At 33.6% G+C, this 12,773-nt stretch carries 9 protein-coding genes and 1 pseudogene; 2 read left to right on the plus strand and 8 right to left on the minus strand.

What is annotated here, in order from left to right; genetic code table 11:
* Nucleotides 1–67: 67 nt before the first annotated feature.
* The 8 genes and pseudogenes from DXB43_RS12715 to DXB43_RS12745 form a co-directional block, all read right to left on the minus strand.
* Nucleotides 68–3,367 carry an ATP-dependent DNA helicase gene (locus tag DXB43_RS12715; protein ID WP_117947743.1) on the minus strand — a complete coding sequence of 1,100 codons (3,300 nt, stop codon included), beginning with the start codon at nucleotides 3,365–3,367 and terminating at the stop codon, nucleotides 68–70.
* Nucleotides 3,368–3,653: 286 nt separating this feature from the next.
* Nucleotides 3,654–5,393: an AlwI family type II restriction endonuclease gene (locus DXB43_RS12720; protein ID WP_117947744.1), complete on the minus strand. Its 1,740-nt coding sequence runs from the start codon at nucleotides 5,391–5,393 to the stop codon at nucleotides 3,654–3,656.
* 2 nt (nucleotides 5,394–5,395) lie between these two features.
* Complete coding sequence (locus tag DXB43_RS12725) at nucleotides 5,396–6,661, minus strand: DNA methyltransferase (protein WP_117947745.1); 1,266 nt, start codon at nucleotides 6,659–6,661, stop codon at nucleotides 5,396–5,398.
* Entirely contained in the window at nucleotides 6,640–8,109 is a 1,470-nt protein-coding gene (locus DXB43_RS12730) for a DNA methyltransferase (protein WP_199535096.1), read from the minus strand. Before DXB43_RS12730 ends, DXB43_RS12725 begins: the two co-directional genes overlap by 22 nt.
* Nucleotides 8,110–8,253: 144 nt before the next feature.
* The gene (locus tag DXB43_RS12735) at nucleotides 8,254–9,312 is read right to left on the minus strand and encodes a plasmid recombination protein (protein ID WP_243006680.1); all 1,059 of its coding nucleotides are present in this window, start codon (nucleotides 9,310–9,312) and stop codon (nucleotides 8,254–8,256) included.
* 54 nt (nucleotides 9,313–9,366) lie between these two features.
* Nucleotides 9,367–9,600 carry a hypothetical protein gene (locus DXB43_RS15515; RefSeq protein WP_243006681.1) on the minus strand — a complete coding sequence of 78 codons (234 nt, stop codon included), beginning with the start codon at nucleotides 9,598–9,600 and terminating at the stop codon, nucleotides 9,367–9,369.
* A 312-nt stretch (nucleotides 9,601–9,912) separates the two neighbouring features.
* Nucleotides 9,913–10,909, minus strand: a pseudogene (locus DXB43_RS12740) (AAA family ATPase).
* Between the two features lie 14 nt (nucleotides 10,910–10,923).
* Nucleotides 10,924–11,160: a hypothetical protein gene (locus DXB43_RS12745; RefSeq protein ID WP_117947747.1), complete on the minus strand. Its 237-nt coding sequence runs from the start codon at nucleotides 11,158–11,160 to the stop codon at nucleotides 10,924–10,926.
* Between the two features lie 147 nt (nucleotides 11,161–11,307).
* On the opposite strand from DXB43_RS12745, the gene DXB43_RS12750 reads away from it, so the two are divergent.
* Both DXB43_RS12750 and DXB43_RS12755 read left to right on the plus strand, forming a co-directional pair.
* On the plus strand, nucleotides 11,308–11,739 hold the full coding sequence (locus DXB43_RS12750) for a helix-turn-helix domain-containing protein (protein WP_117947748.1): 432 nt from the start codon (nucleotides 11,308–11,310) through the stop codon (nucleotides 11,737–11,739).
* Nucleotides 11,740–11,796: 57 nt separating this feature from the next.
* Nucleotides 11,797–12,723, plus strand: coding sequence for a tyrosine-type recombinase/integrase (locus DXB43_RS12755; protein ID WP_243006682.1), 927 nt, complete (start codon nucleotides 11,797–11,799; stop codon nucleotides 12,721–12,723).
* Nucleotides 12,724–12,773 lie beyond the last annotated feature (50 nt).

Consider the following 12,773-nt stretch of genomic DNA (forward strand, 5'->3'; position numbering starts at 1 on the left):
ATTGAATCTTTCATTTTAACGTCGTAGATAAATTTGCGCATATACAACATTTAAATATTCACATATATCATTCATCCTGAAGATTCATTCTTTCCTTAATCAACTGAAGTGTTCTGTGTTCTACCTCTTGCTCTGTAAAACTCTTCACAATATCATTCATGGTCTCAGCACTCCAAAAAATCTTTAATTTTTCTTTTGCACGCGTTATGGCTGTATAAAATATAGAATGTGTAATTCTTTCCGCATTACTTGAAGGAATTACAACCTTAACTGACTTATATTCCAATCCCTGTGCCTTATGAATTGAAATTGCATAAGCAATCTGAAATGGTATTACCGTTTTTATTCTATCTACTTCTGATAATTCATCATCCCAAGCAATAACATCTAACTTTATCCTTGTTCCATCATCAGTATTTTCAACATACTCAAAAGATTCATACTTACATTGTTCTTCCGTCAAATAGGTTTTGATATCTATTGTAAATACAATTGATGAGACAGCTTTTTCTATATTCACTATCGTTCCTTTTAAATTATTATATAACAATGATGAACGTCTAGTATCTAGGAAAATAATTCTATCTCCGATTTTAAAAATCCATTCAGCCCATGAAAATTCTTCACTTTTTGTATTTGCATTTTGGAAGTATTGATTCATATTATTTAAGCCAAACTTCCCATCATAATTCAAGCACAATACAACCTCATCGTCTTCTAAATCAAATATACCCTTACCCAAATCTTCGGAAAATGGTCCATCCATTGACAATTTTTCAGTAATAATAGGTCTTTTTTCACGAACCTCGTCCCATAAACTATTTAATTCTTCCTTATCCGTTCTCCAAGTATGTAAAAGTTCAATATTAGATCCCTTTGTACTAATAATATCTTTTGCATAATAAAACCAATTTCCAAAATCAATTGACTCAATCTGATATATATCTCCAGATAAAACAAGTTTAGTACCTTCACTTATTTTTTCAAGAAGTGCTTTCATTGTTCGATTGTCAATCGTACTACATTCGTCAACGAATACAATATCAAAATCCACAGACTCATTACTTTTGATTACACTGTCTATGCTGGAAAACTGTACGTTATCTCCCGCATCACACACTCTCCTCTGTAGATTTTGCAATGCAGTATGTGTTTTTGCCAAGAACAGTTTTTTTGATTGCTTCATCATTCGAGAAATATATTTTATTAGAGTTGTCTTACCTGTGCCGGCAGCGCCATATATCAACATTACTTGAGACGATACAAAAAGATATTTCATTGCAATCCTTTTTAACTCATCTTTAAACTCTATCCCGCACTCCCGAAGATATTTCTCATTACTCTTTTGCTGCTCTCTATTAGGAATATGTGATAAATCCAATAACCTTTTAAGTATAAAAAATGTTGTACTTTCATAGGAATCAATGGTTACTACTCCTTCCTTTTCGCTTATCATAAATCCATTATTTCGTTCCCACAAATCTAACCCACTATTATATTTCTTTATTGCTTCGTCGTTTGCAATTATTTTTTTATCAAAAAATAGTTCTCCTGTTTCACTAATCAACTTCTCAATTTTTAAATATGGTAGCACTCTTTCAAATTTACATCTGTCATCCACAATTTCAATAATATCTTTTATATCTCCTTTGCTTGTTCTTTTCCCTGCTAAATTTGATATAAAAGGCTTTTTCTCAAATGGATAACATTTCCGTGTAATATAAAGTTCATCCAAAGATCTGCTATTATATTGATTTGGCAGTAGAGCCTCCATTATTTCTTCTCTCAAATTCAGCAATACATATCTAATAGTATACCTTCCCACTTTGTTTGAAGGATTTGCATAATTATTACGTATCTTTAAAATAACCTCTCCAAAATCATGTGTCTTAGTCAAACCATATATATGCTCATAAACCTGTTTGAATCTTTTGTCGCTTAAATTAACAATTTTCAGTAAATCCATCTCTGTACTAGTTAAAAAATTCATCAATGAAACATATTCTCCATAATTACGATTAATCTTCGTAGGTAGCATTAACATTTTAGCCAATTTATTTAAGCATACAGGATCAATTGCAACTTTCCAATTATTTAAAATCTTTATTTTATTTTTTATTCCCCATAACTCTAATTCTGTCTCTGTATATGCAATTTGAATCGAATACCTTGTTGAAATATACTGTTTGCTGTAAACAGTTATCCTATTGTATTTTGTTGCATATAATCCTGCGAGCTGAAGCGTAATCTCAAAGTATCTTTCTTCATTAACAAAAAAAGGGACTGTTTTCTGAATATAATATCTAGAAACTCGTACATTTTGGGGAGTCAAATCAGCACTTGCAATATTAATCGCAACTAATTCATAATATTCTTTATCTAATGTATCCATGTTCAATGGAAACTTTGACAAATTATTCAATACTTCAATTTCAAAATCTTTTTTCAAAAAACTTCTTATTTCCCATAAATAATTATAATATTTAAGCATCAATCTTTCTGATTGACCTTCTTCGGGTATTCGAAGACCAATATACTTTAATCCTCTCAAGAAGTTGTATAAATACTTAGTTTCGGATTTAAACTGAGAAACCTCCCATGCTAATTTCTGATTTATATCCGTATATCCAAGCTTCACGGCATTTAAAACTAATACTGAATAACATAAATCATATAATGCTCTAACAATCTTTCTTGATATAGTATCACGCAAATTAGGATATTTGCTAACATTTTCAATTTCCATAGATATCTCTTCGCATCTATACTGAACAATTTTCAATGCGTCTTCTATTTTCAGACAATCATTATCTAACTTCTTTAAAAATAAATGAGTATCTACAACTTGGTCCAATTTGTCACAAAACAAATCAATACTTTCATCTGTATCTTTGATTTCATCTTCTTTATATAACTTGATTGTTACACTTGATTGCTCAAAATTAATATTCTTTATAAATGAAGGTGACATATACTTCCAGAATATACGTTTTTCTCCTCTTACGTCAGGATTAAGAACAATAAATAAAATCCCTGGGTCAGCAGTAACCTCATATGCTATATATGCTGGAAAGGCTAAACTCTTTAAACTGTATGAAATAACCCCATCACTTTCAGTATAATCATGTGTCCCCTTGATTTGTACAACAAAATTTTGTTCTGGACGTCTAGATTTGTCCGGATTTGAAACATATTCAAACACCCCATCATGATTAGGCCACTTATCATCACTTGCAAAAGAAGTATTAATCCTTCCTTCGGGATTCAAAACACTTTCTAAATAGCTTACTGCAGAGCGGTCTTCTGCAGAACGTACCGTGTGTGTTGAAATATGTCGTTTTAATGTTTCAATATATTGGGAATTCATATTTATCTCTCCTTGTATATCTTTGACTAAATTGCAAAATATTTAGTTTTTAATCAAGAGATTCTTTTCTGAATTAACTATAATTTTCCTGTCATCAACAAGTCCGTCTATTTTCATTTTCTTAAATAATTTTGTCAATTTCTTTACCTTTTGTTCTTCAACCAATATGCCATTCAGAGAATCCATAAGCAACACAAAAAATCCACTTTTTCTCGTGTAGTGCCACTACTATCAGTAGTAGATAATATATTTTGTCTTGATATTAATGCATCTAATATAGTTGTGTTTACATTTTCTTTATCTTTTCTCTATCTTTTGTTAACAATAACTCAACCAACTCTTTATCCGTAATGCAATGTAGTTCAATCCCATATGGAGCAATAGTAGACTTCATCGCTGCTGTATTTCTTTCGTGTATTGTAGGTGCGCAAAATACACCAACAACATCTTTCCCTGTCTCTTGCTGATACAACCTTATATGATCAGGAACTGATGAACCTTCTGCACTAAATTGTAATGACTTAGCCTTTATTGTCGTCAATTCAATGACAATATGTAAATCATCAACTGTAAATACAATATCTGGTGTACCGGTCTTTCCTCCTGGTGCTTGAGTAGGCAATCCATATTTACCAATCTTACCATTCCATATGACTTCATCAACAACTTTATCATCTTTGAGAATACTCAACATTTTATAAACATAATATTCAAAGTAAGCTCCCCTTAATGATTTATCACTAGTTTTATCTATACCTGTGACTTTTGACAAAGTATTTAAATAGTTTAATGTCTTTCCTGCAAAATTAGTTGCCTCACAATGTTCTTTAATTTCCTTTGCTACTTCCTCTAATGTTTCACTTGCTGCTTCTAGATTACTTAATTTACCTTCAATTTCATATTCTCTTCGCTCAAATGTAGGGCATATATTAAGCACTTCCAACTCTTCTCCAGTTGAAATATCTATAATTTTTATATCATATTGCTCATTTACAAACATAGGGAACTGCAAAACACCATTTTCATCGATTAGGTCATCATACTTGCATATTCCATCCTTAAATACCTGTACTAAAAAACTACTATTAACTTTATTTATAACCGAAATATCTATTGGCGGATAATCTCTGCTAGGATCACCAATATAATCTATCCACAACTGCAAATTATCTTCAAAATCGTATATTTCTGTATTTTGATATTTTGAATTCAACATTTCTACAACATATTCCATATATGTATTATTAATTTTTAGGGCTGCAATTGCTCCATTCCTGTTATTAGGAACCACTTTCAATTTATTCATAATACCAGTTATTTGGCAAAGCGAAATAAAGTAACCGGCCGAAGAAGCCTTAACTAATGTAATGTTTCCAATGTGTGTACTCTTAAATGCATTAATAAGAGCTTCTCTATTTTCCATAGGCAATTTGCGAAAATTCTCAATCTCTTGAACTATCACATCAACTTCATCTTCATTTCTAACTTTAAACAGAAAATATGCAATCTCTTCCTGATCCAAATACCCAACCTTCAACAATACTCTCAACATAAATCTAAACGGAAATACATATATATTTTCACAATCTTTATTTATTACAGGGTTTGTAATCTGCAGTTTTTCCATCTGCTTCAAAACTACTTCCGATTCTGTTATTAACAAATCCTTCCCCTCAACAAGATTCGGGACTTTCACTAACTCATCCTTATGCCTATGCCACAGGGCCATGCCCGCCTCTGTAAGACAAATTGTATTTGGCGTACTATCAGTATTAACATATAGGAAACCTAAATATTGTGGAATTGATGCCACTAACGTTCGAATTGCTTGTGGCGATATGTTTTTTCCATCCTTAGTTGCTCCCCACTTTTTAAGATTTACTCCTAGATTATTCTGTTTCTGTGGATTCCAACTCGTGCCATCATATTTTCTTTCGATTATTCCGTCAATTAAGCAAATTGTTTGATGCAAATTTACTCTCTTAGGTATTAACCATATTTCCTTCGTCCTATTTTTTTGTGCCATAGCTAAGCTCCTTTCTCCAATACTAATACATAATCCTTATTAATCTTTCCTCCCATACCTTTTCTAGGTATTCTTATATAAGGGTTTTGTATTACATAGTTAAAATACTGCACTGTTTTGAAACCTATTTTATTTGCGATTTCTTCTATTACCCTCCAGCTTTCAACATTTACTTTTCTAATTGTACTATTTCCAATAACAATTACATACTTACCACATATATTCATCTGACTATAAACACAGCGTAAATTATCTTCCATATCTTCAAAAAACTTCTTTACAATTAACGCCCTTTTCTCATCTTGCTCAACAATCTGATTATAATATGCTTTTAGTAAGTCACTTTTTTCCAAAATACCAAGCTCACTTTTTTCTTTCTTCCTATTTATTTTTTCGGTTCCCACATACTGACTCTTTTTTTTCCTCAACATTTCCTCAGTCAAAGTATCCAACCATAAATTTTCAAGTCGCATAGTCCTACCATAATCAAATGCATTAATATATGGCGGTGATGTAATTGCCAAATCAATTCCTAATGGCACTGAAAATTCTAATGCATCCCCCTGTATAATCACTGCATTTCCCATTTTTTTGACATGTGTTAATTCTTGCATCATTTGCCTATATCTTCGGAAAACTGATGTAAATTCTTTTTCAACAGTCGGAGGAATTTTAATTATTTTATTCGACACATATGGTTTCGGTGACGTATCATCTGCATTAGATACTCTCTTTATAATTGAAGCCATACACAGTTTAAAGAAATCTCGTACATCCTTATCCTCAATATTATCAATATATGCTTTCATTCTGCCGAGTTCATTTATTGTATTTTCAGAAAACCAATGTTCTAAATTAGCAATCGCAGGTATAAACAATTCAACATCATCTTGCCCAATTGTATTTATGATTTCCGAATAGCATTGATCTAGTAATTTCATTTGTGCTGAACCTAAAACAGTTGTCTTTACCTTTATTATCAGTTTTGCAATATCGTCAATTTCTGTCCCATATGCATCAAGTCCATTTACATTAGCTTCCAATAAAGTTGTTCCACTTCCTGAAAACGGATCAAAAATAACCCCTCTCTTTTCAGAAAGGTACGTTTTTATTCCCCATCTTGGAATTTCCGGTATAAATTTACATGGATATTTAAACATTCCATGTGTATAGGAATTCGGATTTGCCTGCTTTATTGTATAAGTTGCTCCAGTTTGAATATTCACAGGCAATGACTCAACCTCTATTATTTGTTCTTTACTAGGCATACAACACTCTCCCTCAAATATTTTCCAGTTTCTTTTGTCATCTCATATTGCTGAGAGCTTGTAATAATATATCTATCCACTTCTATTTTATCAACCTTAAAACCTATCTTTTCGGCATACTCAGCCAATATTAAATCAGCTGGAAATACAATTCCTCCATATGCCGAATTGCCAACAACTATACAACAAAACCCCTGGTCTACTAATGACGCATAACTTTCAGCTAGTACTTTAAACATATCATTATAATATAATTGCAACATTTTTGGTATCTTTTTATCCCATAACTCTTTTTCTTGCAATTCTATCAATAACTTTGTCAATGTTTCACTTTTTGCTTTCACTTCGATATTTAAATCACCATTCAGATGAGAATGCAAAGACGCATTTCTCAATTTCTTTAAATCAGCGTATTCTGACACAAACTTACCAAACCATAATTCCAACTTATAAATCTCTGTATAGTCAAAACAATTTGCATAAGGAGGCGAAAAAATTATACCTTCAACACTTTCCGGCTTTATTTGCTTTGCCATATGTAAGCAAGTCTCGTTATATATGGTTGCATCTCCAATACTTTTACTTTTAAGCAAATCAATATACATATTTTGATATTCTTCTAAAAATATTACTCTTGCGTCATCTACTGTAATCACTCTAGGCTTAACATATTTTTTAATTTTTAATCCATTTCCTGCCTTTCTATAATTGCATAAAGGTTCTAAACATGCCAACCAACCTAATTTCAATAAATTAATGATTTTTTCATCTGCTTTGCACTCCTCAATAAGCATACCAATATTCATATAATACTTTTCAATTTCATCAGCAAAAACTTTTTCACTAATAGATAGTTTTGGTAATACATATGCTTCATCTGCCTCCTCAGCATTATGAAGTATTTTCTCATATTCTTTCTTAAATTGTTCTATGATTTCTTTTGTATATTTCTCTAATTTACACTTTGATAAAAAGAAAGAAAAGGGATTAACCTCAAACCCCACTCCTGAATATCCCATATCATTTGCGGCCAATAATGTACTTCCACTTCCCGAAAATGGATCAAGTATGATTCCCTCTTTATGTTTTGAATACTCTCTTATCAACTGTTCTACTAATTCAACAGAAAACCCTTCCTTATACCTATACCATCTTTGAAATGGTTTATTCAAATCATCTGAGTAATTCAACAAACTTGTATATGTCGCATTAACACTTTCTGGATATATAACTCTATATTTATTCTCAAGATTTATAAATTTATCATAGTATGCTTTCATTCTCTTATATCTTCCATCATTTGGTTTTCTCGTGTTAGATGGTATTAGCCATGTTTTTCCTTTTTTAATAGCCCCGGTGAGTCTACCATCCTCACATAGAATTGCTACTCGTCTTGCACTAATATTCCATCTCTGTGATATTTCCTTTGTTGTTAAAAATTCCATCATTCTTCCTCCATTAAATCCATTTTATATTATATTCTGTTATCTGAATAATATCAAGAAGTTTTCATAAGCATGTGTTCTTTTATTTATCATAAAAAACAACTGTGAATGAAATCTCTCAACTCACAGTTGTCCTTTGAAACAAAATCATTGCCTGCTCTCATACACCTCCCACAACCTCTTCTGCTCCGCTCCAATCCTTAATATCTCCTGCAAATCCCTAGCCATAGCCTCAACATTAGCATCCATCTGTTCTACTGTTCCTGTCCTGTTACCAGCCTTAATCTCCCATTGAATTGACTCTTTACTATAAGATTCCCTAGTCTCCACATTCGTATATCCATACACCGAATATGAATATCCATTGCTTTTCTCTATGAATACCGGGGCTACTTCGCCCTTAGAAGTTTTCCACCTCATAAGCCTTGGAAACCAGCATAATCCTTCTTTTATCAGTTCCTTAAATGTCTCCAACAACTTTCCTATCTCATAAAATATTCCTCTGAATGAGTTTCCTGCTTCTATCGTCTTATCTGATTCAACATGATTAGCATATTCTTCTATTGTCGGAGCGAATAATCTGAATGATGATACAAAAGCATTGATCTTATTAAGCAATTCTACTGCTTCATTTGCTTTGTTTGTCACGCTTGCCAGCTCTTGCTTTACCGATTGAAGTTCTGAACGCTTTTCATTAAGTTCCTTAGTCTGTCTACGCTCCAATTCCTTATAGGCAATTTGTGAAGCAAACAACTTAATATCCGCATCACTCACCTGTTCCTGTATCTGTTCCAAATGCTCTGTTTCCTGTGCTACTTTATATTCCGCAACTGTCAGATCATGATTACGTCCTTTCGACTTTTCCTTTATTTGTTCCCCAAACCAATCATTGACCTCTTTATTGGCTACCTCCCTTAGCTCGTCCTGCAGCACTCGCGAAAGCACTTCTCTTGTAAACACTTTTCTCTTTGATACCTGCTTGCTAAGTCCCTTTTTATATCCATCTGCTACTGGAACTCCCACTATATGCATATGAGGACTATCCTCGTCAAGATGAACTACTGCATTTGCCACAACAAATTGTGGAAGTCTCTTTATTAGCTCACCCAATATTATCTCATACGATAGCTTTATATATGATTTCATATCATCATATTCTTTCCAGAACTCCCTGTCGCCTATCTGAATGATTATCTCTACCGCCATATCCTGCTCCTTACCAGCGACATGTTCAAAATAATCTTCTATCCGTCGGTCAGGTCATGTCTGCTTTTTATTATATTCTTCTAATACCTCATCGAATTCTTTGTGATATACTGTCTTTACATCATCAATCAGATTTGATGTTCCATAGACAATAACAATGTTGTCTTTGCTGTAATCTGATGACTTATATTTTCTCAGATTGTGTTTTGCAACAGCAGTTAGCTTAGATTTCGATGTAATGGCACTTTTCTTATTGCTCACATGAGCTGTATATGAAATATTTCCCATTCGCATCTCCTTATCTGTATTCTATTCTTATCTGTGTTTCTATCGGAGCAGTGCAGTTATCATCTTGGCTCTGCCATAGATGATAACTCCCTAGCAGTTCTGTCAGTCCAAATCCACAATCGTCATTGTGAATATTGTTCTGTCATAACTGCGGGGGCTCTCCGAGGGTTACATATACACCAGTCCGATACAACTGATACATATGTGTTACATATCAAGAATTTAATAATCTGTCCTTTTAAGAAGTACAGACTCTAAACTCTTATAAAAATTTAGAATCTGTTTCCTCAAACATTCAGATTATTAAATTCTTTATTGTGGTAAGAGCCAAGTCCAATAACTTGTTCCATCCTCCGCTTTAGCTTTACCCGAAGTAATTCCCAGTTTTTTCTTTGCTGATAACAGAGTGTTCCTCTTTATTCCTCTTCTTACTGCCTCTTGCAAAATATCATTCGATATGATTTCTTTGCTTGAGCCGAAGTACTCTTTGATAAAATTCTCTGCTATATCCAGCTTCTTTTTACCTCTCCCTTCATTACCCGACAGAAGCTCATCTATACTGATATCATAAGGTCCTATGCATACCATTCCACTATCCTCTGTCATCTCGAATCCTATAGCATCTCCTGTTGGTGCAAGTGATGATTTATCATGTGCCATTATTCTTATATTAGGCTTGTCCCGAAGTCTTGCTACCAACAACACGCTCCTTGCTGTTGCCTGAATATCAATCGAGCCTAAACCTCTGTAGGTTGACTTACTTCCAGCCGCCTTATTCATATGACCGATAAAAACTATTGCACAGTTATATTTTTCAGCAATCATTCCCAAATGCTTTAACACTGGTCTTATTTCATTTGCCCTGTACATATCAACCTTTGCCCCTATATACGCCTGTATCGGATCAAGAATAACCATTCTCGCTCCAGTCTCAACAATCGCCTGCTCCAGCCTGTCATCTGTCATACTTAATTCTTTTTCAGTTTCATCAATCACTCGTATCATGGAACAATCCGCACCCGCCTTTTCAAGTCTTGGCTTTATCGTATCATCAATTCTATCCTCTGCTGTCTGATAAATAATATGAATTGGTTCTCGTTCCCTGTCATCATTACAGGAAAGTGGCAAGCCCCTGCTAAGGGCTGCCGCTAACTTTAATACCAGAGTTGTTTTTCCTTCTCCTGGATCTCCTTCTACTATTGGTTATCTTTCCATAGGGTATATATGGATACCAAAGCCATTCAACTTCTTTTGAAATCGCATCTTCCATGTGAATGAGTTTCAATTCTACCTTCTGTTGTTCATTCATAATCTTCCTCCTTGTCATACTGCTTCTTTGTTAAAATATCCTGTTTCTTCCCACACTCGTTTATCCGGACAATAATAGCTATATTCATTTGAATTTTCCACTTTTATCGCTGATCCGAATTTGAGTATTCCTTGTTGTAATCCCAGCCTTACATACTGTGCATCCTTACCTATCGCACTTGCAATCTCCTTTATTGGTACATTTCTTCCTGTAAAAGCTGGCAAATCAACCTTATAAATAACATCTGGCATATTTACCACCTCCTCTGTTGTAGAGCACTTCTTGCTCTGTTATGTTTGCATTATGCAGACCTTTATTTGCTCTGTCAATAGTTTAAATTTTAATGTTGGCTATCATTTATTAGTATGTTACATTTACAACTACAGGAGGTTGAAGCAATGAATACAGGTAAAAAGATTAAATTGATACGAACCTTTCGTGGTTTAACCCAAAAGGAATTAGGTGAAGCATGCGGAATACACGAAGTTGCAATCCGCAAGTATGAATTAGGAAAAAATATTCCTAAACCGGAACAATTAAGAAAGATTGCAGAAGCACTTAATGTAAATGTCAATTCATTAGCAGAATTTGATATTGAAGCTGATGGTGATGTACTACCATTACTATTTGCAATTGATGAAAAGTTTGATGTGTCTCTCAAAGACATTGATGGCGAGCCGGGAATATTTTTCTCTGATAAGAATCTTGTACAGTTCTTAAAGGACTGGCAGGCTATGAAAGAACTTCTTGCATCTGGCAGCCAGACACAGGACAACTATGAGATATGGAAAACAATTCGCCCAAGTGTGACAAAGGTAACCCACGAATAATAATCATTTTATCCGTTTGCTATCAGCTTTCTAGTAAATAGCGAAAGGATGGTGCTTATGAAGTTACCCAACGGATACGGAAGCGTTGTAAAACTTTCCGGCAAGAGAAGAAAACCTTATATCGTGCGAAAGACTGTAGGCTGGCACTATGATAAGGGAAAAGACAAACAGGTTCAGGATATGATTACAATTGGATATGCAGCTACCAGAGCTGAAGGCTTGCAAATGCTTGCTGAATATAACAACAATCCATTTGATACTACTGCCGCCAAGATGACATTTTCAAATGTATATGATGAATGGTCGAAGCGTAAGTTTCCAACAATTTCTGAATCTAATGTAAAAGGATATACTGCATCGTATAAGACATGTGAATCCCTTTACAACAAAGTATTTAAGGATATCAAACTTGTTGATTTACAGACAGTTATTGATACCTGTGGAAAGAATTATCCCACACTAAAGAAAATCAAAGTCTTATTTAATCAGCTATATGATTACGCCTTAAAGAATGATATATGCAACAAAGATTATTCAAGCTATGTAGATGTTGTTCAGTACAAGGATCGCAATCCTAACAAATACGACAGAAACAAATTTGAGAAAAATGAGATTGACCTTCTATGGGTGCAGAAGGAAGACAAATATTATCAGATAGTACTGATGCTCATATATAGTGGCGTCAGAATTTCAGAACTGCTCGATCTAAAGAAAGAAAATGTTCATCTGGATGAACAGTATTTTGATGTTATCTGTAGTAAAACAGAGAATGGTATCAGAAAAGTTCCAATCGCCGACAAAGTTCTGCCATACTACAAAGCCTGGTATGAATCCTGCCCCGAATGTGAATATCTGCTTCATACAGAAGACGGAAAACATTTTGAATACAGGAACTACTATGATAGCTATTTCAAACCACTTATGGAACAACTTAATATTAATCGTACACCACACTGCTGCAGACATACATATATCGGGTTATAGGACAAAACGTGTTGATGGCTAATCCCATTCTGTAAAAGATTTATCCATCT

The organism is Roseburia sp. OM04-10BH (genome assembly GCF_003462605.1).
In the GTDB taxonomy this organism is placed as follows: Bacteria; Bacillota; Clostridia; order Lachnospirales; family Lachnospiraceae; genus Roseburia_C; species Roseburia_C amylophila.